The following is a 23,205-nucleotide window of genomic DNA, read 5'->3' as shown; positions in this document are numbered from 1 at the left end:
GTCACCTTGCTAGGAAATGGGTTGGAAGCGGGCAGGCACGGGCTGGGGAAATTCCAGGATGAAGATCGCATACGCATGCTCGCGCGAGACGCAGCGGATGCGCGCCTGCCAGGCGTGGGCGATCTGCCGGCACAGGGCCAGGCCGATGCCGCTGCCGTTGTGCACGGGATACGAATAAAAACGCTCGAAGATCAGCGGCAGGCGGTTTTTCGCGATGCCGCAGCCCGTGTCGATGACCAGCAGGCGGGGCACAGGGCGGGCGCCGTCGATGATGATGCGCACGCGGCCCTTGCCGGCCCGCTGCACGGCTTTCAGCGCATTTCTCAGCAGGTTGAGCAGGATCACCACGCACAGTTCGTCCTGTCCCGCGAACTGGAAGTCGGCGCGCACGTCCAGCGTGACGCTGGCGCGCTGCTTGTTGCCGGTAAACGGATAGCGCTTGAGCACGGAATGCACCATGTCCAGCATCGACAGCACCTGGCTCGGTTCCAGGTTGCGGTTGACGGCGCTGGCGCTGAGGAGGAACAGGTCGATCATGTGCTGCATGTGGCGCACCTCGAACTGGATGCGCGACAGCGCCTCCTGCAGGGGCGGCATGGCCTCGGTCTCGCCGGCCAGTTGCGGCAGCAGGCGGCGCATGCCGCGCACGTTCGCCTCCACGCTGGTCAGCGGCGTGCGCAGCTCGTGCGCCACGGAACCGAGCCCGGCGGCCAGACCCGACAGGCGCTCCTGTTCCAGCACCTTGCCGCCCACTTTCACGACGGAGAGCGCGGCGATGGTGAACCAGTGCACGGGCAGCTGCTGCAGCACCGTGGGCTGCAGCAGGAAGCCGCCTTCGCCCTGCACGATGACGGCCAGGCAGGCGGCGCCCGTGCCGATCAGGTAGGCGCGGCACGCCAGTCTTGTCTCGAAATGAAACAGCACCACCAGGCCGATCAGCAGCGATTCGCTCCAGATGGACGACGCATGGTTCATCAGGAACATGAAGGTAAAGAAGAACGGCAGGATGTAGCTGAGGGCGAACAGCAGGTAGCGCGACAGCCAGCGGGCCGAAAAGCGGCGCGCGAACAGGCCCGCCAGGCAGATGCCCACGCCCGTCAGGCGCAGGGTCAGGTTTTCATAGGCTTGCGGGAAAAAAAACTGCCACAGCAGGTAGTACAGCGGCATGGCCACCGTGCCCACGGCGGCCAGCATGGCAACCCGGGTGGCCAGGTGCTCATGCGGTGCGCGCTCATGCAGCAGCGAATGGAGCAGTGTCTGGCGCATGCGTTGCCGCCAGTATGTCCATCGTCCTTGCCATTGCTGCGTCATGACTCTGCCTTGATGCTTTCCAGAACGTCATCATCGCGTAATTTTTCCTGGTTGAACGACTATCTGACTGGACATTGATATACGTCAATGGACGGGTTGGCAACACGGTCAAGGTTTTAATTTGCAACAAACATTTCCCTAGGAGAAAACTCATGACCATGATGACCAGCCTGCACACCCCGTCGTTTGTCCGCGCCGAACACTGCCTGCCCGATTACATCGTGCGGCGCATGGATGCGCATCACGTCACGCGCATCGAACAATTGCTGGGCGGCCAGCATCCGCATGCATGGCAGCCCACGCCGGCCGATGCCATCTTTCTGGCGGGTAATGATTACCTGTCCATCGCGGCCGAGCCGGCGCTGGTGGCGGCCCAGGTGGCATCCCTGCAGGCGAACGCGGGCGGCATGCTGATGTCGGCCGTGTACTTGCAGGAAGGCAGCGAGCAGCACCGGCTGGAAAGCCGGCTGGCCCGCTACATGGGCTGCGAGGATGGCATCCTGGCGCAGTCCGGCATGGCGGCCAACGTCGGCTTGCTGCAGTGTATCGCCGGCCCCGGCATTCCCGTCTACCTCGATATGCAGGCCCATGCGTCGCTGTGGGAAGGCGTGCTGTCGGCCCAGGCCCAGGCCGTCGCCTTTTTGCACAACGACATGACGCATTTGCGGCGGCAGGTGGAAAAGCATGGCCGCGGCGTGATCGTCGTCGATGCCCTGTACAGCACCAACGGCAGCCTGGCGCCGCTGCTGGAATTGCTGGACATCGCCGAGCGCAGCGATTGCGTGGTGGTGGTCGACGAGTCGCACTCGCTGGGCACGCATGGCCCGCAGGGCGCCGGCCTGGTGGAGGAATGGGGGCTGGGACACCGCGTGCATTTCCGCACGGCTTCGCTGGCCAAGGCGTTTGCCGGGCGCGCCGGCTTCATCAGCTGTTCCAGCCGCTTCAAGGGATATTTCTTGTCCGAATCGCGCCCCGCCATCTTCAGTTCCTGCCTGCTGGCGCATGAACTGGCCTGGCTGGGGGCGGCGCTCGATTTCATCATGGCCGCCGATGGGCGCCGCGCCGCCTTGCGGCGCCACACGCTGCAGGTGCGCGAAGGCTTGCGCGAGCTCGGCTACAACGTCAGCGACGGCACGGAGCAGATCGTGGCGCTGGAGGCGGGCGGCGAACCGGCCACCCTGGCCCTGCGCCAGGCGCTGGAACGGCAAGGTATTTTCGGCGCCATGTTTTGCGCGCCGGCCACGGCGAAGAACCGCGCCCTCGTGCGCCTGACGCTCAATGCGGGGCTCGACGCGGCGGCCATCGAGCGGGTGCTGGCGGGCTGCGCCGCCGTCCGCGCCGAAACGGGCGTGGAGCAGTGGCCATCCACGCGGCGCCTGCGCAGGCTGGCGCTGGTGTAAGGGGAGCGCGTCAGCCGTTGCCGGGCTGGCTGCCGGCTATGCTGGCCAGCAACTGGGACAGCGGGGCCAGCTGCTCCGCGCTGGCGCTGCCCAGCAATTCCTGGCCCAGCGCCTGCGCCGTCGCATCGGCGTGGATCAGCAGGGCTTGCCCCGCCTCGGTGATGACGGCATAGCCGACGCGGGCATCGCGCGCATCGGCCTGGCGCGCCACCAGGCCGATCTTTTCCAGCGGCAGCAGCGAGCGCGTGATGCCGGACGCCGTCAGCGCCAGGCGTTCGGCCAGGTCGATGCGGCGCAGGCGGCCGCCGGGCGCCCGCTGCAGGTGGTACAGCAATTGGTAATCGCTGAAACTGAGGCCATGCAGGTTGCCGAGGATGCTGTCGAAGCGGCGTACCAGCACGGCCTGGGCGCGCGCCAGGCGCAGGCAGAAGTCCAGCGCGACGGCGCCGTCCGGCGGCGGGAGAGGGTGATCCATCATGACGTCCTTTCAATTGGCTGCGAAGTGCTTGAGTGCGCAAGTGTAAAGCATGGCGGCTCAATACAGGGCCTGGCCCCGCTCCTGCAGTTGTTCCAGGTGCAGTGCCAGCAGGGTGTCGAGCTCGGCGTCCGCATCGAAGGCGGGATCGTCGGGCACCGTGACGGCGTCGAGCAGATCAAAGCGGAAGGCCGCTTCGCCGTCGCGCCGCCAGTCCGCCTGCAGGCGGGCGTTGCGGTGCGTGCCCAGCGCGAGTTCGAAGCGGTGGCGGTTCAGCGCGCCAGGCGCGTTGCGGCTGCGTTCGAGCAGGGTGCGCCCGCTGGGCAGGTGCTGCAGCGCGATGATGCCCAGCGCGGGCGCTTGTTGCCGGTAAGCCGCTTTCAGGGCCGTTTGTCGTGTTTTATCCATGGTAGAACTTTCTCAAGGTGAAGATATCGAAGGGGTGCCGGCGATGCGGGGGATGTCCGTCCACAGGGCGGCAGCCACGGCGGCGGCCAGCAGCAGGGCGCCGCCGCCGCAGAACAGCTCGCCCACGCTCAGGTGGCGCAGCAGCGCGCCCGTGGCCGCCGCCGACAGCGGAGCCAGGCCCAGGAAGATGCCCATGAACAGCGCCATCGCCCGGCCCAGCATGGCGGGCGCCACGCGCCGCTGTATCCACGTAAAGATGGCCACCTGCACATAGCCGCCCAGCAACCCTGTCATGGCCAGCAGGGCCGCGCCGTGCCAGGCCGTGCTGATTTGTCCCAGCGCCATCAGCAGGCAAGCCACGACGGCGTCGGCGAGCAGCAGGGTGGCGCCGAAATGGCGGCGCAGCCAGGTGCCGCCCAGGCCGGACGCCAGCATGCCGGCCAGGGTGCCCGCGCCATGCGCACCCATCAGCAGGCCCAGCGCCGCGGCGCCGTGCAGGCGTTCGCTGGCCAGCACAGGCAAGGCCACTTGCAGCGGGCCCATGACGAAGAAGGCCACCACCGCCCAGTAGGCATAACAGCTGCGCAGGGGAAGGTCGCGCCACACCATGGCCAGGCCCGCCGCCATGTCGCGCCACATGCCCTGCGTTGCGGCTGCCGCTGCCAGCGGCCGCAGCTTGACTTGGCGCAAGGTCCAGGCGGAAAACACAAACGTCAGCGCATCGATGGCAAACGCGGCGGCCAGCGCCGCCATGGGGGTGTGCTGCCCGCCATCGCGGGCGCCCAGCACGAGCGCCGCCAGCAGGGGGCCGGCCAGCAGGGACAACTGGCGTGTGCCCATCTGCAAGCCGTTGGCTTTTTGCAGCGTTTGCGGCGGCACGGCTTGCGGCAGGATGGCCGTGCCGGCCGGAATGGCGAAGGCGGAGGCGATGCCCAGCGCCAGCGCGGCCGCATACGCGAGCACCAGGCTGGCCTGGTCCAGCCACAGCAGTACCGCCAGCGCCAGCAGGATGGCGGCATTCGCATATTTGCTGATCAGCATGACGCGCCGGGGCGAATGGCGGTCGGCGATGGTGCCGCCCAGCAAAATCAGCACGGCGCGCGGGGCGCCCATCAGGGCCACGGCGATACCCAGGCTGAGGCTATCGCCCGTCAGGCTCAGCACGAGCCAGGGCAGGGCCAGCATGCTGAACTGGTCGCCCAGCATGGAAACGAGGCCGCCGCCCAGCAGCCAGCGGAAGTTGGTATTGCGCAGCAAATCGGTGTCTGTAGCGGTTGGCATGTTCGTCTTGTCCCTGTTTTAAAATTGCATAGTAGTTGATAAAAGCTTGATCAGTCAAGTATATTGCCATTTATTGAGGCAGATCTGGCCGGCGCCGCGTGGGCCGCCAGCGCTTGCGTTATCATGGCGGCCATGACTGATACCACTGCCCCCACCCTGTACGAGACCATCGGCGGCGCCCCCGTGCTGCGCGAAATGGTCGACCGTTTTTATGATCTGATGGAGCTCGAAGCCGAGTTCGCCGGCATCCGCGTCATGCATCCTCCCTCGACGGATGGCTCGCGCGACAAGCTGTATTTCTTCCTGACGGGCTGGATGGGCGGCCCGGACTTGTATATCGAGAAATTCGGCCACCCGCGCCTGCGCGCCCGTCATTTGCCCTACGCCATCGGCACCAGCGAGCGCGACCAGTGGCTGCGCGCCATGGCCTGGGCCATGGAAGACACGGGCATCGAAGAATCCTTGCGCGTGCGCCTGATGGAATCGTTCTATCAGACGGCCGACTGGATGCGCAACAAACCTGACTGATCCCATGAGCCCAATCGAGTTCTACAGCCTGCTGGGCGCCGCCATCGCCGCCATCGTTTTATTGATCTTGCTGCTGCTGCGCCCGCGTGGCGCGGCCGGCGATGGCGCCACCACGCTGGCCCTGGTGCAGCAGCACCAGCAGCAAAGCCTGGAACGCATCGACCGGGTCGAGCGCGAAGTGCGGCTGCAATTGCAGGCGTCGGCGCAAGCCACGCGGCAAGACCTGGCGGCCGGCCTGGCGCAATTCCAGGCGGCAACCCTGCAGCAGCTCGACAGCCTGCGCACGCAGATGCAGGCGCAGGGGAAAGTGGGGCGCGAGGAGCAGGCGCAAAGCCTGGCGCGCTTCGCCGACAGCACGAATCAAACCTTGTCCCAGCTGACGGAATCGAATGCGCAGCGCATGCTGGAAGTGCGCGCCACCCTGGAAAACAAGATCCGCGACTTGCAGGCCGACAATGGCGCGCGCCTGGAAGAGATGCGCAAGACGGTCGACGAGAAACTGCACGCGACGCTGGAAACGCGGCTCAGTGCCTCGTTCCAGCAAGTGTCGGAGCGGCTGGAAAAAGTCCACCAGGGCCTCGGCGAGATGCAGCAGCTGGCGCTGGGCGTGGGCGACCTGAAGCGGGTGCTCACCAACGTCAAGACGCGGGGAACGTGGGGCGAGGTGCAGCTGGAAATGCTGCTGGAGCAGGTACTCACTGTCGATCAGTACGCGAAGAACGTGGAAACGGTGCCGGGCAGCGGCGCGCGCGTGGAATTCGCCCTGAAACTGCCGGGTCTCTCCGATGGCGGGCCGCCCGTGTGGATGCCGATCGACGCGAAGTTCCCCAAGGAACAGTATGAGCGCCTGGTCGAGGCGGCCGAGCGGGCCGATGCCGACGGCGTGGCCCAGGCCGGACGCGAGCTGGAACGGGCCGTGCGGGGCGAGGCAAAGACCATCGCGGACAAATACCTGGCGCCGCCGCTGACGACGGATTTCGCCATTTTGTTTTTGCCCACGGAAGGCCTGTATGCGGAAGTGCTGCGCCGGCCGGGCCTGGCCGACGAATTGCAGCGCGTGCACCGGGTCAGCATCGCCGGGCCCTCCACTTTGACTGCCTTGCTCAACAGCCTGCAGATGGGTTTCCGCACCCTGGCGCTGGAAAAGCGCTCGTCCGAAGTGTGGCAGGTGCTGGGCGCCGTCAAGACGGAATTCGGCAAGTTCGGCGACGTGCTGTCGCAAACCCGGCTGACCCTGGAAAAAGCGGCGAAGAATATCGAAAGCGCGGAACTGCGCAGCCGGCAGATGGCGCGCAAATTGAAATCCGTGGAAGCCTTGCCGGGCGAAGCGGCCGCCTTGCTGCTGGGTAAGGCGGACGGCGACGGCGAGTAGCGCGCCGCCTCAGGCCGGCCGTGCAGTATGTCGGCGCAGCGCGCTGTAAGCGATCAGCGCCAGTCCCGCCAGCAGCATGGCCCACGTTTGCGGTTCCGGCACGGCCGGCAGGACGGACAGGTCGGTGGGCGGCAGCGAGGGCCGGATGACGGGGGGAACATAGGACTCGATGATGCTGCTGCCGCGCGGTGGCGGTCCGCCGCCGTTGCGCCCCTCGCCGATGCCCGACGGCAGCAGCGTGTCGCCGCCCGTGCGCACGATGTCGAAGACCAGCACGGGCACGCTGGCCACCACGGCCGGCGGCACGCCCGTGAACGAGCCGCCATGCGCACCGGCGGGGTGTTCGATGACGGGCACGCCCGCCGGCGGTGGCGCTGCGGCCACTGGCGCAGTACCGCCCGGCGTGGCCCCGCCCGGCGCCGTGCCAGCAGCGCGCGGCCCGGCCGCCGCCTGCGTGATGCGGCTGACATTGCGGCACACGGTGGGCACGAGGATGCAGGCACCCTGCACGCAGTACACGAGCCCCCTTTCCTGCATCTGCTCGCTCCAGCCTGCGCGCGTGACATTGCGGCAGACGCGGCCCGGCCCGAAATGCATGTCGCTGATGCGGGCATCGTAATTGCCCTCGCCGCGGATGGCGTCGCGGCTGATGACGACGATTTCATCGTACTGGCGCGCGCGCATGCGCGCCTTCAATGCTTCGCGCACCTGCGGCGCGATGTCCGGGTACCTGTCCACTGCGGCCACGACATCTCCCATGAACGGGTCGGCGCCCGGGCGGTTCCAGCTGCAATGTTCCAGCACGTCGGCCCGTGGGGCCCCTTTGGCATAGGCGGGCAGCGGCGCCAGGGACAACATGCCAAGCAGGCAAGCCGCTCCCAGCATGCCAGCGCCCGCGATCCATGAACGGTGTCTCATTATTAGTTTCCTCGTGAAAACAATATCAAAATTGAATTTTTATATGAGTTCGAATGTTATCACCGAAGAAACTGTAGTATCAACAAATAAATAAAATATTACAATTAGTGTTGTGTTTATTTATATGTTATTTAAAGAAATGATTAATATTTTTATCTCGATAGCGGGGTAGTTGCCGCGCAGGCAAATTGATTGCGAAGGGGCAATGCGAGCGGCCCGCGCTGGGCGGGCCGTCGTGGTGCTTGAGGAAGGATGTTGAGCGGACTGGCGCCGCAGCGCCGATCGCTTGTCGCGCTAGAAAGTGCCCCGGCAGGCAGGTGCGTCGAAGCGGGGATAGCCGATGGCCGGCAACTTGTGCAGCCAGGCGAGCATCACGGTGCGCGCAGCTTGTGCATCGCGCGGCTGGCCGTCACGCTGCAGGTCCGCGGCGAGCGTGGCCAGCTCGGTGCAGATGGGCTGCTTGCCAGCCTGCGCGGCCAGCAGCGATGCCAGCAGTTCCGGCAGCACGCCCGCCGCTGGCGCCGCCTGGCGCGTGGCGCGGTAGTGCTGCCAGTAGCGCCCGGCGGCATCGCCATCAAAGCTGGGGGCGAAACCGAACGTGGCGTCGTCGTGGTGCAAGCGGTACACGGTGGGAAAGTAATGCGGACCCGTCAGCTCGCCTGGAAACAGGTCGCGCCGCAGGACGTCGATGGCCAGCGATCCGTCGCGCTCCACGCGCACGGCACTGGGCGAATCGAACTGGTCCACGCTCGCCATGGCGGGCGAGTTGCCTTGCATGAAGATGATCTTTTGCGTGTAATGGCGCCCGCCCAGGTGGCCGCACAGGGCCACATAGCTGTCGTTGAGGACGGTGACGGCCGCAATCGCGCCGCAGGCCGGCTGCAAGGGCGTGTTTTCCTGCCACGCGAGACCTTGATCGGCGGCGCGCACGATGCTGATGCGGCCCACGCTGGCGCCGTGCAAGTCGCCCGGTGCCGTTTCGATGCGCTCGTCGAAGCGCACCGTGTAGCCATTGCTGTGGACTTCGCCAGCGTACGCCGCCATGCCCGGCAGCAGGGCCAGCGCCAGAAGTAGATGTTTCATCAGGTCAATCCATGGAACAGCACGATATCGACCAGGTCGCCGGCCGCCACGTGGCCTTGCGCTTCATGCAGCACGATCATGCAATTGGCTTGCGTCATCGAGCGCAGGATGCCCGAGCCTTGCGCCCCCGTCACGCGCACGTGCTGGCGCCCGTCCGCATCGCGCTCGACGATGCCGCGCTGGTATTCCGTGCGGCCCCGCTTCTTGCGGATCGGGGCTTGCGCCGCCACTTGCAGCAGCGGCAGGCTGGACGCTTCCGCATCGGCGCCCATCAGGCGCAGCAGGGTGGGGCGGGCGAGGAAATAAAACGCCGCCATCACGGCCACGGGGTTGCCGGGCAGGCCCAGCAGCAAGGCCGTGTCGCCCTCGCTGGCAATCCGGCCAAAGGCCATGGGGCGGCCCGGACGCATGTTGATCTGCCAGAAGGCCACTTCGCCGAGGCGCGCCAGGATCTCGCGCGTAAAATCGGCCGCGCCGCTGGACACGCCGCCCGAGGTGATGATGACGTCGGCCGAGGCGCAGGCGCCGCGCAGGGCCGCTTCCAGCGCTTGCGGATTGTCCTTGACGATGCCCATGTCGAGTACCTCGCAGCCCAGGCGGGTCAGCATGCCCAGCAGGGTGTAGCGGTTGCTGTCGTAGATGCAGCCGGAATCGAGTGGTTCGCCGAGCGAGCGCAATTCGTCGCCCGTGGAAAAGAAGGCCACGCGCAGGCGGCGGCGCACGGGCACCGTGGCGATGCCCAGCGAGGCCAGCAGGCCCAGTTCCGCCGGACCGAGTATCTTGCCCTGCAGCAAGGCCGGTTTGCCCTGCATCAAGTCTTCGCCCTTGAAGCGGCGGTTGTCGCCGGGGCGGATGCAGTCCGGCGCCAGTGTGATACTGGTTTCATTGGCTTGAAGCACGAGTTCCTGCGGCACCACGCTGTCGCAGCCGTCGGGCATGACGGCGCCCGTCATGATGCGCGCGCATTGGCCGCGTTGCACGGCCACCGTGCCGGGGCGGCCCGCCAGGATGGTGTCGACCACGGCCAAAGTCACTGGCGTGTCGCCGCCAAGGTCAGGCCCAAGGTCGGCCCCATGCAGCGCATAGCCATCCATGGCGGAATTGTCGTGCGCGGGCACGCTGATGGGAGAAATGATGTCGGCTGCCAGGATGCGCTCGAACGCCTGCGGCAACGGCAATTCCTCGATCCCGGCGACGGGCGCGACGGTGCCGGCCAGGATCGCTTGCGCCATCGGCACGCTCAATCCGCGCGCCTGCAGGGCGGCCAGCTCGTCCGGCGTATTGATGTTGCCGAACGCGCCGCCATCGTCGAACAGCACTTCGGCCAGCTTCAGGGGGCCGTGCCAGGTGCGCATGCGGCGTTCGCCGCCGCGCAGGTAGGCATCGAGCTGGGACAGGGCCGATGTTTTCACCAGGCAAAAGACGGGATGGGGGCGGCGCACGGTCGAGCCCGTCGCTGGATCGAGCTCTTCGGTGACGGCGATGGCCAGGTCGGCATTGTCCTGCGTCAAACCGGCCGCCAGGCGCGCGGCCAGGTCGGGCGGCAGCAGGGGCGAATCGCACGGCACGGTCAGCAGGTAGGGCGTGCCGGCGTGCCGCATGCCGCTGTGCAAGCCGGCCAGCGGGCCCAGCTGGCCCGGCAGCGCGTCGGGCCACACGGGCAAGCCGAAGCCCGCGTAATCGCCGGCATCGGCGTGGACGCTGATGGCCAGCTGGCCCACTTGCGGCGCCAGGCGCTGCAGCACGTGGCGCGCCAGGGGCTGGCCGTGCAGGGGCAGCATGCCCTTGTCGCGCTGGCCCATGCGCGTGCCGAGGCCGCCGGCCAGGATCAGGCCGGTAATGTCGTGTTTGTTGATCATGTCAGGTAGAAAAATGGGTGCATGCGCCATGGTAGCAGCGGCGGGCATGCGCCGCGCCCGATTCAGCCGCCGATGTACGACATTTCCACTTTCTTTTTACCGTGCTCAAGCGCGCCGCCCGTCAAATCCGTCTGGCTGGTGCGCAATTGCGAATAACGGTCGCCGCGGCCGCGCCACAGCTGGGCCACGGCCGAGGAAATTTCCGCGTCGCTATGGCCGCCGCGCAGCAGGCTGCGCAAGTCGTGGCCGCTGCTGGCGAACAGACACGTGTACAGCTTGCCCTCGGTCGAGAGGCGGGCGCGGCTGCAGTCGGCGCAGAACGCTTGCGTGACGCTGGAAATGAGGCCGATTTCGCCGCCGCCGTCCATGTGGCGCCAGCGCGCCGCCGTCTCGCCCGTGTAGTTGGGGTCGATGGGCAGCAGGGGCATGTGCGCGGCGATGCGCCGCACGACCTCGGCGGACGGGATGACTTCCTGCAAGTTCCAGCCGTTCGAGGCGCCCACGTCCATGTATTCGATGAAGCGCAGGATGTACGGCGTGCCCTTGAAGTGGCGCGCCATGGGCACGATTTCCTGCTCGTTCATGCCGGCCTTGACGACCATATTGATCTTGATCGGGCCCAGTCCTGCCTGGTGCGCCGCATCGATGCCGTGCAGCACGTCGGCCACGGCGAAATCGACGTCGTTCATGCGCTTGAAGGTGGCGTCGTCGAGCGAATCGAGCGACACGGTGACGCGGTTCAGGCCCGCATCCTTGAGCGCTTGCGCCTTTCTGGCGAGCAAGGAACCGTTGGTCGTCAGGGTCAGGTCCAGCGGCTGGCCCGACGGCGTGCGCAGGGCGGCCAGCATGGCGATGAGCTTTTCGATATTCTTGCGCAGCAGCGGTTCGCCGCCCGTCAGGCGGATCTTTTCCACGCCGTGCGCGACGAACAGGCGCGCGATGCGCGTGATTTCCTCGAAGGACAGCAAATCCGTGTGCGGCAGATACACGTGGTTCTTGTCGAAGACGTCTTTCGGCATGCAATACACGCAACGGAAATTGCAGCGGTCGGTAATCGAGATGCGCAAGTCATGCAGGGGCCGGCCCAGGCTGTCGGCCACGCTGCCGCTGGGGCTTTCCAGCCGCGCGGGGATCGCCGGTGCCCCGTTGCGGGCTTCGGCGAGGTAGATAATCTTGTCAGCCATGAAAGGTGATACCACTTACGTTAAGTCGTTCAAGGCAGATACGATAGCACGAGGCCGAAGATGGCACAGGCGAGCAGCAATTTGATGGTTCCCATTTGAAACTTGAGCAGCGCCACGCCGGCCGCCAGCGCGATGGCAATCGCCAGCCAGTCCCAGTGCGGCAGCGGGTTTGCTTGCCAGAAGACGTGGCGGCCAAAGAACAGCGCCAGGCTGGCGATGACGCCCACCACGGCCGCCGAGATGGCGCTCAGGGGCGCGCTCAGGCGCAAATTGCCGCGCGACGCTTCCACCAGCGGCGCGCCGGCCAGGATGAAGATGAACGAGGGCAGGAAAGTAAACCAGCTGGCGACGAGCGCGCCGCACACGCCCGCCAGCCACAGGTTGCCGCCCAGCACGGCGTGGCTCCAGCCGCCGACAAAGCCGATGAAGGCGACGATCATGATCAGGGGGCCGGGCGTCGTTTCGCCCAGGGCCAGGCCATCCATCATTTGCGCGCTGGTGATCCAGTGGTAGTGCTCGGCGGCGCCCTGCACCAGGTAGGGCAGCACGGCATACGCGCCGCCGAACGTGAGCAGGGCCGCCTTGCTGAAAAACACGCCCATCTGCGCCAGCGGCTGGTCCGCGCCGCCCGCCAGCGCCAGGCCCAGCCAGGCGAGGAAGGCCAGCGCCAGGCCCACGGCGGCCGTGCCAAGCAGGCGCGGCCATTTGAACTGCGCGTGCTCCGGCGTGGGCGTGTCGTCATCGATCAGGGCGGGGCCGTAGCGGGCCGCGCCGCCATGTTGCGTGCCGCCGGCCTGGAAATGGGCCGGCAGCCAGCGCCCGCCCGCCATGCCCAGCAGGGCGGCAGCGAGCACGATCAAGGGAAATGGCAGCCGTAGCACGGCGATGGCGGCAAATGCCGCCGCCGCGATGGCCATCAGGGCGGGGCTGCGCAAGGTGCGCCGGCCCAGGCGCCAGGCGGCCGCCAGCACGATGGCGACGACGGCCGGCTTGATGCCGTACAGGATGCCGGCGATGGCGGCCACGTGGCCATACGCCATGTACAGCCAGGACAGGACGATCAGCACCAGCAGCGAGGGCAGTAAAAACAGCAGGCCCGCCACCAGCGCGCCGCGCGTGCGGTGCAGCAGCCAGCCGATGTAGATGGCCAGCTGGGTCGCTTCGGGCCCCGGCAGCAGCATGCAGTAATTGAGGGCGTGCAGGAAGCGCTGCTCGGAAATCCAGCGCCGCTTTTCCACGAGTTCCGCATGCATCATGGCGATTTGCCCGGCCGGGCCGCCAAAGCTGACGCAGCCCAGCTTGAGCCAGTACCAGAAGGCGCTGCGCAGGCTGACGGGGTCGGGAGGGGGCAGGTTGGCGTTGTCGTGCATGGCGGCTGGCTGGCAAAGGTGAGGACGTAAAAAAGGGGAAGCCTGAGCTCCCCCTTTCATCATTGGCGGCTGGGCGAACCCGGCGCGCTTATGGACGCTGCGTGTTGACCTGGATCAACGGCTCATCCGATTGCGGCGGCAATGGCTTGCGTTCGCGCGGCTTGCGGACCGGAGCGACTGCCTTGGCGGCCGCTTCCTGCGCCAGGCGCAGTTTTTCCGGATCGGTGGCCGCCAGGGTCAGGCCGGCCGAGCCGAGCACCGCGTTCAAGTCCAGCGGCGCGGCCACTGGTGCTGGAGCGGGAGCGACGGCAGGTGCAGGAGCAGGTGCAGGAGCAGCGACAGGGGCTGGCGCCGGTGCGGCAGCCACGGCAGCGGCTTCCACGACGGCAGGTGCTGCTTCAGCGGCTGGTGCTGGTGCGTCCTCGATCACGGCGATGGCTTCCACCAGCGGTGCAGCTTCCACCACCGGTGCGGCTTCCACGACGGCAACAGGCACGGCTTCGACGATGATTTCCGCTGGAGCTGGAGCTGGTGCAGGTGCTGCTTCAGGCGCGGCTTTCTCGGCAAAGCTGTACTCGGCAGCTGGTGCTGGTTCGGCAGCGGCTGGTTCAGCTTGCGCTGCAGCAACGACGGCCTCGACAGGGGCTTGCGGCACGATCGCTTCAGCAGCTGGCGCGGCTTCAGCGGCAGGAGCGGCTTCTTCGGCCTTGGCCACTTCCAGCACTTCGACTACTTCGACCACTTCCACGGCGGCAGCTTCCACCGGCGCAGCGACGGCGACGACAGCGGCGGCAGCCACGACGGCGACCGGGCTAGCATCAGCGGCGGCTTCCGGCGCCGGAGCGACCGTAAAGCTGATCACTGGCGCGTCCTGGCCTTCGTTCTCGCCGTTTGCCGATTCGATCAGCTCGCCCGTTTCGCGGTCGCGGCGGTTGCGGTTGCGGCCACCACGACGGCGGCGGCGGCGCGGTTCTTCGCCTTCCACGTCGCTTTCCGTCTCTTCGCCTTCAGGGCCGGCATTCGCCGGTGCTTTCAGCAAGCTCGTTGGCGCGGCGTCGGATTCCGGGCCGTTCGATGCCACGATCACGTTGATTGCGCTGGCGCTGGCGCCAACCAGGGCCAGTTCGTCAGCTTTCACTTCAGCAACAACAGCCTTGTCGGCGCGTGGTTCGCGGCCTTCGCGTGGCTGGCGTGGCGGACGCTCGGCGCGTTCCGGGCGCTCGGCGCGCTCAGGACGTTCCGCGCGTTCAGGACGTTCGCCCCGTTCGCGTGGCGCTGCCGTTGCATCGCCAGCTTCGCGCGCTTCACGCGGTTCGCGTGGCGGACGCGGCGGGCGTGGCGGACGGGCTGCCTTTTCCAGTGCTTCCGCTTCTTTCGCTGCATCGTCCTGGGCTGGACGGCCCTGGCCTGGTTCGCGCTCTTCGCGGCCAGGCTTGCCGTTGCGGCCACGGCCACGCGGGCCACGGCTGTTGCGGTCGCCGCGGTCGGTGCCGGCCGGCTTGGCCGGTGCGACTGGGGCGGGCGCTGGCGCCACCGGTGCCGGGGCGCCGGTGAAGAAGCTGATGATCTTGGCGATCAGGCCTTGCGGTGCGGCAGGCGCGGCCACCGGAGCCGGTTTCGCTTCGACGGGCTTGCGCTCGACCAGCGGTGCCGGCTGGTCAGGCGTGATCGTCTTGACGACGGCTTCCTGGCGCGGCTTGGCTTCTTCCTTCTGGCGCTTGCTGTAAGCCATGTCGGTTTCAGCGCTTTCGGCCAGGTTGTAGCTGGCCTGGCTGTCTTCCAGACGCGGATCGTCGTGCTTGATGCGTTCCAGCTTGTAGTGCGGCGTTTCCAGATGCTTGTTCGGGATCAGGATCACGGCGATGCGGTGGCGGTTCTCGATTTTGAGTACTTCGCCGCGCTTTTCGTTGAGCAGGAAGGCGCCCACGTCCACGGGTACCTGCACGTGGATGGTGGCCGAGTTTTCCTTCATCGCTTCTTCCTGGATGATGCGCAGCACCTGCAGGGCGGACGATTCCGTATCGCGGATGTGGCCGGTGCCGGAGCAGCGCGGGCACGTCACGTGCGAGCCTTCGGACAGCGAAGGGCGCAGGCGCTGGCGCGACAGTTCCATCAGGCCGAAGCGGGAAATCTTGCCCATTTGTACACGGGCACGGTCATGATGCAGCGCATCTTTCAGGCGCTGTTCCACTTCGCGTTGATTTTTTGCCACTTCCATGTCGATGAAGTCGATGACGATCAAGCCGCCCAAATCGCGCAAACGCAGCTGGCGGGCCACTTCTTCGGCCGCTTCGCAGTTGGTGTTGAAGGCGGTCGTCTCGATGTCCGAGCCGCGCGTGGCGCGGGCCGAGTTGACGTCGACGGAAACCAGCGCTTCGGTATGGTCGATGACGATGGCGCCGCCCGATGGCAGCGGCACGGTGCGGCTGTACGCCGTTTCAATCTGGTGTTCGATCTGGAAGCGCGAGAACAGCGGCACGTCGTCGCTGTAGCGTTTTACGCGGTGCACCATGTCGGGCATCACGTGGCTCATGAACTGGTGCGCCTGGTCGTAGATCTCGTCGGTGTCGATCAGGATCTCGCCGATGTCGGGCTGGAAGTAGTCGCGGATGGCGCGGATCACGAGCGACGATTCCTGGTAGATCAGGAAAGCGCCGTTGGCCGACTTGCCGGCGCCTTCGATGGCGCGCCACAGTTGCATCAGGTAATTCAAGTCCCACTGCAGTTCATCGACGTTGCGGCCGATGCCGGCGGTGCGGGCAATGACGGACATGCCAGCAGGCAAGTCCAGTTTATCCATGGTTTCGCGCAATTCCTGGCGCTCTTCCCCTTCCACGCGGCGCGATACGCCACCGCCACGCGGGTTGTTCGGCATCAATACCAGGTAGCGGCCGGCCAGCGAGACGAACGAGGTCAGGGCGGCGCCCTTGTTGCCGCGCTCTTCCTTTTCCACCTGCACCATGATTTCCTGGCCTTCGCGCAGCGCTTCCTTGACGGACGCATTGCGCACGTCGACGCCTTCGCGGAAATACGTGCGGGCAACTTCCTTGAAGGGCAGGAAGCCGTGGCGGTCTTCGCCATAGCTGACGAAGCACGCTTCGAGCGAAGGCTCGATGCGCGTGATCACGCCCTTGTAGATGTTGGATTTGCGCTGTTCGCGCCCGGCTGTCTCGATATCGATGTCGATCAGTTTTTGTCCGTCGACAATCGCTACGCGCAGTTCTTCTTGCTGCGTGGCATTAAACAACATGCGTTTCATTTTTATAACTCCGCGACCCGTAGGCCATCTCAAAGCCGCTTCCGGGGAAGCGGCGAAAGTACAGGGATATATGCGAGAACGGGAGTGCTGGCGGGGGAAATGCCAGGCGTGCGGAGCAACAACGCGTACGAGATATGCGTTACGGCCGCAACAGGCGCGGTGAGGTCAATCGTCATGCCGAGTGCACAGGACACTTGCAACTCATCTGAAACAGCCCGGATGAGAATGAACTGCATCGGGGGCAGAGAATGCAAGTGGTCAGCAAATTCAGAGCCAAAATCGTTAGCCGGCTCATTACAGGGATCGCGATGGCGAGGCTTGGCCTCAGCCTATCATCGACAACCCTCAGTATTTGGCCACATACGGGGTTTGGCGAAAACGGCAAGCGTTATCAACTTCATCAACCCGCGAGCCCGACTCGATAAGTCGCGCTAACGGGTACTTATCCTTATAATCCCACACTCACTTCAGCATCTCCACGCGTTATCCGATTACAACTACGGTGCAACCTTGATTCGCGCAGGGATGGTGCATATACATTTTTTTCCACCGAATTTGCAATTTGGCGAGGCCGGTGGAGACGCCCCTGTGTAAAATGTGCTTTTATTCTTACACTCGCAGCAGCCAGGGCCGCAGCAAAAACAATTATATATTCAAAATGAAGGACTTAGAGAGATTTCTGGGAAGACATAGTAAATGAAGAGTCAAAATGATGTTGTTCCCCCTTCAACACCCCCGGTTCAGCCGCAAGCCCAATTCGTAACGATCGCCGAGGAAGAAGCAGGCCAGCGCATCGACAACTACTTATTAAGAGTGTGCAAGGGAGTGCCTAAAAGCCACATCTACCGGATCTTGCGATCGGGAGAAGTGCGGGTAAATAAAGGCCGCATCGATCAGCTGTACCGTCTCGCCGCCGGCGACGTGGTGCGCATTCCACCCGTGCGCGTGGCCGAAAAGGCGCCCACGGGCGCGCCAGCCGCCGAATTCAAGATCATCTTCGAAGATGCGCAGCTGCTCGTCATCGACAAGCCGGCCGGCGTGGCCGTGCACGGCGGCTCGGGCGTCTCGTTCGGCGTGATCGAGCAATTGCGCGCCTCGCGCCCCGACGCCAAGTTTTTGGAACTGGTGCACCGCCTGGACCGCGACACGTCCGGCTTGCTGTTGCTGGCAAAGAAACGTTCGGCGTTGACGAATTTGCACGAGCAGATGCGCGACGGCGTCACCGACAAGCGCTACCTGGTGCTGGTGGCCGGCGACTGGAAGAATGCGCGCCAGCATATCAAGTTGCCATTGCATAAATATACGACGGCCGAAGGCGAGCGCCGGGTGGCCGTGCAGGCCGATGGCCTGGCCTCGCACACGGTATTTTCACTGTTGCATAAATATCACAACTTCGCCTTGCTGGAAGCGGAATTGAAGACGGGACGCACGCACCAGATCCGCGTGCACCTGTCTTCGTCCGGTTTCCCCATCGCCGGCGACGATAAATATGGCGACTTTGCCCTCAACCGTGCCCTGTTGAAGGCCGACAGCACGCGCGGCGCCCTGAAGCGCATGTTCCTGCATGCGCACCAGATCACGTTTACGCATCCGGAAACGGGCAAGACGATGACCCTGAACGCACCGCTGGCTGCCGAATGCGAGCGTTTCTTGGTAAGCTTGGGCAAACCATTGGCCGTTGCCGCGCGATAGCTATCAAACGCGTGCGGGGACGCTACCCACAAGGTAGTCAGTCGCCATCATTCATTCTCAAGGAGCCGGCGGCGTTGTCGTCGGAAAACATGGCAAGAAAGCAATTTGATCTGATCGTCTTCGATTGGGACGGCACCCTGATAGACAGTACCTCGACCATCGTCAAGTGCATCCAGGCTTCGGCCAAAGACCTGGGCTTGCCTGTTCCCACCGAGTTGCAGGCTTCGCACGTGATCGGCCTGGGCTTGCAGGAAGCCATGCAGCTGGCGATGCCCGACGTGGAGCCGAAATTCCATGCGCGCATGGCCGAGCGCTACCGTTATCACTATCTGTCGCGCGACCATGAGCTGGCCCTGTTTCCGGGCGTGCATGAAATGCTGCTGGAACTCTCGCAGCAGGGGTACTTCCTTGCCGTCGCCACGGGCAAGAGTCGCGTCGGCCTGAACCGTTCGCTGAATGCCGTCAAACTGCTGTCCCTGTTCGATGCGACGCGCTGCGCCGATGAAACGTTTTCCAAGCCCCATCCGGCCATGCTGCAGGAGCTGACGCGCGAACTGGGCCAGGATATGCGCCGCACCGTGATGATCGGCGACACCAGTCATGATTTATTGATGGCAAGCAATGCAGGCGCGGCGGGTATTGCCGTAGAGTATGGAGCGCATCCCGTCGAGCAGTTGCAGGCTTGCAATCCCCTGTATTCGGCCGCCACGGTGACCGATCTGCACCAATGGCTGAGCGAGCGCGCATGATGAGCGAAGTTGTCGAAGTATTCATTTGCGCCGCCGGCGCCGTGGCCGATGGCGGCAAGGGCGTGCGCTTTCCCGTCTCGGCCGGCGGCGAGGCGACGACGGGCTTTGTCGTGCGCCACGGCGGCAAGGCGTATGGCTACCTGAACCGCTGCGCCCACGTGCCGATCGAGCTGGACTGGGCTGAAGGCGAGTTTTTCGAGTCCAGCGGCTTGTACCTGATGTGTTCGACGCATGGCGCCATCTATGTGCCGGAGAGCGGCTACTGCGCCGGCGGTCCCTGCAAGGGCGGCCGCTTGCGCCCGATACCCGTTACCGAGCGCGACGGCCAGCTGTACTGGCAGCCAGATGACTATGTCCAGCCGCTGCCGGCCTGAAGCCGGGTGCAGGCCTTCCGTAAATTAAGCAAAGTGAACCATGAGCGATAACACGAACGACAAGCTGGACAGCAGCGCGCCGGCCGCCGGCCACGGTGCCCCTGCGGGGAACTGGGAGCGCGACGTGCTGGAAAAGCTGGTATTTGCCACTCTGCAAGAACAACGCGCGCACCGCCGCTGGAGCATCTTTTTCAAGGTCTTCGGCCTGCTGATCGTGCTGTTCGCCCTGTGGGTGTTTTATGACTACAACACGGCCGACGACAGCGAAACCCTGGGCCGCCACACGGCCCTGATCGACATCAGCGGCGCCATCGAATCCGAAGGCAGCGGCTCGGCCGCCGTCGTCATCCCCGCGCTGGACAAGGCGTTTTCCGATAGCGGCTCCGTGGCCGTGGTGCTGCATATTAATAGTCCGGGCGGCAGTCCCGTGCAGGCGGGCATGATCGTCGACGAGATGCAGCGCCTGCGCAAGGGCTATCCGGACAAGCCTTTATATGTGGTGGTCGATGAAATGTGCGCCTCGGGCGGCTACTACATCGCCGCCGCGGCCGACCGCATCTACGTCAACAAGGCCAGCGTGGTCGGTTCCATCGGCGTGCTGATGGATGGCTTCGGCTTCACGGGCGTGATGGAAAAGGTGGGCGTCGAGCGGCGTCTGCTGACGGCGGGCGAGAACAAGGGCTTCATGGACCCGTTCAGTCCCCTGACGGACAAGCACAAGGCATATGCGCAAGGCATGCTCAATGAAATCCACCAGCAATTCATCGACGTGGTGCGCACGGGACGGGGCAAGCGCCTGAAGGAAACGGCCGATACCTTCTCGGGCCTGTACTGGACGGGCGCGAAAGCCGTGGAAATGGGCCTGGCCGACGATTTCGGCACGGTCGACAGCGTGGCGCGCGACGTCGTCAAGGCGGAAGACATCGTCGACTACACGCAGCATGAAGGCTTGCCGGAACGGGTGCTGAAGAAATTTGGCGCCGCCATGGGCGCGGGGGCCATGAAGGCGGCCGTGCAGCAGTCGCAACCGGCGTTGCGCTGAGGACATGACACTTGACTGGCAGGCAAGCCAGTCGAGAATGATTTTCAATAAGGTGGTAAATTGGCTTGAAAATGGGGCTGCTTGGGCTATAGTGAAAGCGTAGTTCTTTTCAAGGAGGGGCGATATATCAACTATGTTGTCAGTACTAACTTGATTGGCAGGTCTTGGAACTACTTGCCGCATCGCAGATGTGGTTTTGAGTGAATTTACATTCCTCACTAAAGTCCCGATGGGGCTTGGGAACGGCGGCGCAATGCCGCCGTTTCCTTTTGTGTATCGTCGTTTGTGCATCGCGCACAAGGGTGATGGGCGTTGCGGCATGGTGCTGGGCCGCGTTGGTTGCATTGGCTGGCGGGTGTGCTTGTGGCATGCATGCAAGGGCGGGGCATGGTGGCTGGGCGCTTGCTTCAGGCGGGACAGTCGTTGCAGTGCGCAGGCAAGGCTGGGCTGGCGGCTTGCGTAAGCTGCGCCAATCCTTCCTTTGAAGCAAGCTCGTCGTTCTCGGCGCAGTCCGCCGTCACGGGCGCCGATTCCTGATCGAACTCCGCTTGTGCCAGGGCAAAGCCGCCCTGTTCCAGCCAGCACATGAAATGGCATTGCGCCTCCGCATGCCAGCGCACCTGGCTGGCGGGACTGGGCGTGCCCTCCATCGTCCGGTCTTCCTGGGCTGGCGTGGCCAGGGCGCCGCGCCAGCGTGCCACGCCGAGTTGCACTTTATGCATGGCACCCTGTTCGCTGGCGATACGGTTGCGCATGTCGTCGATGCTGCCTTCTAAGGCAATGGTGTCGATGTGCTTCATACAATATCCTTGTCAGTCGTTGCCTGGTTATTATTCCTAAAGCACGTTAGGCGGATTCCTAACGAAGTTTCAGTCTATCAATGCGATATTCCGAGCGCTTGATATATCTCAAAGGAATTAGCCATTTCTCGCCAAATCTCACCTTGTTCTTTTTGGTATTTCTGCCTGCGCTATGGTTTCGTGCGGCTGGCAACGTCGCGCAGGCGGCAAGCGGCGCCGCTTCACGCTGCCAGCCGCTTCTGGTAAAGTCACGCCCATGAGTAAATTATCCCTAGACCGCATCCTGCAATCGCAGGGTTTTGGCACCCGTAAATATTGCCGTTCCCTTATCGAAGATGGCGATGTCGTCATCGATGGCGTCACCCAGACCAATTACCGCACCACCGTCGAGACCGACGGCCTGGTGCTGCACGTGTTTGAAGAAGAGTGGGTATACCGCGCCCACCTGTACCTGGCGCTGCACAAGCCCGCCAACTTCGAATGCTCGCGCAAACCGAGCCATCATCCTGGCGTGCTGACCCTGCTGCCGGAACAGTTCACCTGGCGCGAAGTCCAGCCCGTCGGCCGGCTCGACCACGATACGACCGGCATGCTGCTGATGTCCGACGATGGCCCGTTTATCCATGCACAATCGTCGCCGAAGCGTCACGTTCCAAAAATTTACCAGGCCACGACGCAAGAGCCCGTGACCGATGAACTGGTGGCCCTGTTGCTGGCTGGCGTGCAATTGCATGACGAACCGGCCCCGCTGGCGGCCCTCGTCTGCGTCAAGCGCGGCGAACACCAGCTGGAAATCGTGCTCGAGCAAGGCAAATACCACCAGGTCAAGCGCATGCTGGCCGCCGCCGGCAACCATTGCAGCGCGCTGCACCGTTCCGCCATCGGTAGCCTGACCCTGGAATCGCTGGGCATCGCCGAAGGCGAGTGGTGTTATCTGACCCCCGAGCAGATCGCCCTCCTGGCATAACTCCCCCTGAGCGCCGAAGCCGGGTTTTCCCGGCTTTTTGGCGTCTTTAGCCTCCTATTGCCCGCATTTGACGAAGTTTTCCGTACATGAAATTAGCTACACTGAAGGATGGCACGCGCGATGGCCAGCTGGCGGTCGTCTCGCGCGACCTGAAAACGGCCCATCTGGCCGACGGCATCGCCTCGACCCTGCAAAAGGCGCTCGACGACTGGAGTTTCATTTCCCCGCAGCTGGACTTGCTGTACCAGACCATCAATAGCGGCCGCGGCCATCGCGCCTTCGAATTCGACCCCGCCAATTGCATGGCGCCCTTGCCGCGCAGCAGCTTGCGCGTGGCGGGTGCGTCCTACCTGCAGCAGATCGAGCGGGCCAGCAAGGCCGCCGGCCTGGAGGTGCCCGCCAATCTGCGCGACGCGCCACGGATGTACCAGGGCGCCAGCGACGATTTCCTCGGCGCCCACGACGACATCTGCCTGGCGCACGAGCAGTGGGGCATCGATTACGAAGCGGGCATCGCCGCCATCACGGACGACGTGGCCATGGGTTCCACGCCCGACCAGGCGCACCTGAACATCAAGCTGTTGATGCTGGTCAACGACGTCACCTTGCGCAACCTGGCGCCGGACGAGCAAGCCGGCGGCTACGGCTTCCTGCAGGCGAAACCGGCCATGGCTTGTTCTCCCGTCGCCATCACGCCCGACGAGCTGGGCGACGCCTGGCGCGGCGGCAAGGTGCATTACGCCTTGCGCTGCAGCCTGAACGGCAAGTTGACGGGCCAGCCCCATGCGGGCGCCGACATGGCCTTCAATTATCCGCAATTGCTCGCCCATCTGTGCCAGACGCGCAACGCGCGCGCCGGCAGCGTGGTCAGCGCGGGCGGCGTCGCCAACAAGGAGATTAAAAAAGGATTTTCCAGTATTTTTGAGCGGCGTAACCAGGAGATGATCGCCGATGGCGTTGCCAGCACGCCCTTCCTGTTGTTTGGCGATGTTGTCCGGCTGGAAATGCTGGGCGATGACGGCAAGTCGCTGTTTGGCGCGATAGAGCAGACGGTGAAACAGGCTGAGGCGCGCAAGTCCCGTTAAGGTTACTGGAGAGTAAAGGAAATACAGGGGATTTGTGCCCCTGTTCCG

Annotated in this window: 20 protein-coding genes; 9 read left to right on the top strand and 11 right to left on the bottom strand. The window is 64.6% G+C overall.

Going from position 1 to position 23,205, the window contains the following annotated elements:
* Positions 1 to 9 precede the first annotated feature (9 nt).
* Positions 10 to 1,266: a sensor histidine kinase gene (locus IGS61_RS11520; RefSeq protein WP_230539711.1), complete on the bottom strand. Its 1,257-nt coding sequence runs from the start codon at positions 1,264 to 1,266 to the stop codon at positions 10 to 12.
* A gap of 197 nt (positions 1,267 to 1,463) precedes the next feature.
* On the opposite strand from IGS61_RS11520, the gene cqsA reads away from it, so the two are divergent.
* Positions 1,464 to 2,711 carry an alpha-hydroxyketone-type quorum-sensing autoinducer synthase gene (cqsA, locus tag IGS61_RS11515; protein ID WP_230539710.1) on the top strand — a complete coding sequence of 416 codons (1,248 nt, stop codon included), beginning with the start codon at positions 1,464 to 1,466 and terminating at the stop codon, positions 2,709 to 2,711.
* A 10-nt stretch (positions 2,712 to 2,721) separates the two neighbouring features.
* Here cqsA and IGS61_RS11510 read toward each other — a convergent pair whose 3' ends face one another.
* Genes IGS61_RS11510 through IGS61_RS11500 form a run of 3 tightly spaced genes read right to left on the bottom strand, consistent with a single transcriptional unit; the run spans position 2,722 to position 4,875 of the window.
* Positions 2,722 to 3,186, bottom strand: a complete 465-nt coding sequence (locus tag IGS61_RS11510; RefSeq protein WP_230539709.1) for a MarR family winged helix-turn-helix transcriptional regulator — start codon at positions 3,184 to 3,186, stop codon at positions 2,722 to 2,724.
* A gap of 60 nt (positions 3,187 to 3,246) precedes the next feature.
* Positions 3,247 to 3,594 carry a GIY-YIG nuclease family protein gene (locus tag IGS61_RS11505; protein WP_230539708.1) on the bottom strand — a complete coding sequence of 116 codons (348 nt, stop codon included), beginning with the start codon at positions 3,592 to 3,594 and terminating at the stop codon, positions 3,247 to 3,249.
* A gap of 12 nt (positions 3,595 to 3,606) precedes the next feature.
* Entirely contained in the window at positions 3,607 to 4,875 is a 1,269-nt protein-coding gene (locus IGS61_RS11500) for an MFS transporter (RefSeq protein ID WP_230539707.1), read from the bottom strand.
* 132 nt (positions 4,876 to 5,007) lie between these two features.
* On the opposite strand from IGS61_RS11500, the gene IGS61_RS11495 reads away from it, so the two are divergent.
* Both IGS61_RS11495 and rmuC read left to right on the top strand, forming a co-directional pair.
* Positions 5,008 to 5,403 carry a group II truncated hemoglobin gene (locus IGS61_RS11495; RefSeq protein WP_034785429.1) on the top strand — a complete coding sequence of 132 codons (396 nt, stop codon included), beginning with the start codon at positions 5,008 to 5,010 and terminating at the stop codon, positions 5,401 to 5,403.
* Between the two features lie 4 nt (positions 5,404 to 5,407).
* Positions 5,408 to 6,775 carry a DNA recombination protein RmuC gene (rmuC, locus tag IGS61_RS11490; RefSeq protein WP_230539706.1) on the top strand — a complete coding sequence of 456 codons (1,368 nt, stop codon included), beginning with the start codon at positions 5,408 to 5,410 and terminating at the stop codon, positions 6,773 to 6,775.
* Between the two features lie 9 nt (positions 6,776 to 6,784).
* On the opposite strand, the gene IGS61_RS11485 is transcribed toward rmuC, so the two are convergent.
* From IGS61_RS11485 to IGS61_RS11460, 6 genes are all read right to left on the bottom strand, one after another.
* Positions 6,785 to 7,693, bottom strand: coding sequence for an MHFG family PEP-CTERM protein (locus IGS61_RS11485; protein ID WP_230539705.1), 909 nt, complete (start codon positions 7,691 to 7,693; stop codon positions 6,785 to 6,787).
* Between the two features lie 294 nt (positions 7,694 to 7,987).
* The gene (locus IGS61_RS11480; RefSeq protein ID WP_230539704.1) at positions 7,988 to 8,776 is read right to left on the bottom strand and encodes a hypothetical protein; all 789 of its coding nucleotides are present in this window, start codon (positions 8,774 to 8,776) and stop codon (positions 7,988 to 7,990) included.
* Positions 8,776 to 10,635 carry a molybdopterin molybdotransferase MoeA gene (gene moeA / locus IGS61_RS11475; protein WP_230539703.1) on the bottom strand — a complete coding sequence of 620 codons (1,860 nt, stop codon included), beginning with the start codon at positions 10,633 to 10,635 and terminating at the stop codon, positions 8,776 to 8,778. The genes IGS61_RS11480 and moeA overlap by 1 nt, the downstream gene beginning before the upstream one ends.
* 62 nt (positions 10,636 to 10,697) lie before the next feature.
* Complete coding sequence (gene moaA / locus IGS61_RS11470) at positions 10,698 to 11,819, bottom strand: GTP 3',8-cyclase MoaA (protein ID WP_230539702.1); 1,122 nt, start codon at positions 11,817 to 11,819, stop codon at positions 10,698 to 10,700.
* Positions 11,820 to 11,848: 29 nt separating this feature from the next.
* A complete protein-coding gene (chrA, locus tag IGS61_RS11465) occupies positions 11,849 to 13,189 on the bottom strand; it encodes a chromate efflux transporter (protein WP_230539701.1) in 1,341 nt (446 codons plus the stop codon).
* Between the two features lie 88 nt (positions 13,190 to 13,277).
* Entirely contained in the window at positions 13,278 to 16,448 is a 3,171-nt protein-coding gene (locus IGS61_RS11460; RefSeq protein ID WP_230539700.1) for an Rne/Rng family ribonuclease, read from the bottom strand.
* Positions 16,449 to 17,144: 696 nt separating this feature from the next.
* On the opposite strand from IGS61_RS11460, the gene IGS61_RS11455 reads away from it, so the two are divergent.
* From IGS61_RS11455 to IGS61_RS11440, 4 genes are all read left to right on the top strand, one after another.
* Positions 17,145 to 18,140, top strand: coding sequence for an RluA family pseudouridine synthase (locus IGS61_RS11455; protein ID WP_034785281.1), 996 nt, complete (start codon positions 17,145 to 17,147; stop codon positions 18,138 to 18,140).
* An 89-nt stretch (positions 18,141 to 18,229) separates the two neighbouring features.
* Positions 18,230 to 18,889, top strand: a complete 660-nt coding sequence (locus tag IGS61_RS11450; RefSeq protein WP_230539699.1) for an HAD-IIIA family hydrolase — start codon at positions 18,230 to 18,232, stop codon at positions 18,887 to 18,889.
* Entirely contained in the window at positions 18,886 to 19,263 is a 378-nt protein-coding gene (locus tag IGS61_RS11445; protein WP_230539698.1) for a Rieske (2Fe-2S) protein, read from the top strand. Before IGS61_RS11450 ends, IGS61_RS11445 begins: the two co-directional genes overlap by 4 nt.
* A gap of 40 nt (positions 19,264 to 19,303) precedes the next feature.
* Complete coding sequence (locus IGS61_RS11440) at positions 19,304 to 20,305, top strand: S49 family peptidase (protein ID WP_230539697.1); 1,002 nt, start codon at positions 19,304 to 19,306, stop codon at positions 20,303 to 20,305.
* A gap of 407 nt (positions 20,306 to 20,712) precedes the next feature.
* On the opposite strand, the gene IGS61_RS11435 is transcribed toward IGS61_RS11440, so the two are convergent.
* A complete protein-coding gene (locus IGS61_RS11435) occupies positions 20,713 to 21,105 on the bottom strand; it encodes a hypothetical protein (protein WP_230539696.1) in 393 nt (130 codons plus the stop codon).
* Positions 21,106 to 21,361: 256 nt separating this feature from the next.
* On the opposite strand from IGS61_RS11435, the gene IGS61_RS11430 reads away from it, so the two are divergent.
* Both IGS61_RS11430 and IGS61_RS11425 read left to right on the top strand, forming a co-directional pair.
* Positions 21,362 to 22,072, top strand: a complete 711-nt coding sequence (locus IGS61_RS11430) for a pseudouridine synthase (RefSeq protein WP_230539695.1) — start codon at positions 21,362 to 21,364, stop codon at positions 22,070 to 22,072.
* 86 nt (positions 22,073 to 22,158) lie between these two features.
* The gene (locus tag IGS61_RS11425; protein ID WP_230539694.1) at positions 22,159 to 23,157 is read left to right on the top strand and encodes a fumarylacetoacetate hydrolase family protein; all 999 of its coding nucleotides are present in this window, start codon (positions 22,159 to 22,161) and stop codon (positions 23,155 to 23,157) included.
* The last annotated feature ends 48 nt before the right edge of the window (positions 23,158 to 23,205 follow it).

The sequence above is a fragment of the Janthinobacterium sp. FW305-129 genome (assembly GCF_020858115.1).
Lineage (GTDB): Bacteria > Pseudomonadota > Gammaproteobacteria > Burkholderiales > Burkholderiaceae_D > Janthinobacterium.
Note: the sequence above shows the minus strand (reverse complement) of the source record. Positions and strands in the feature narration are given on the sequence as shown.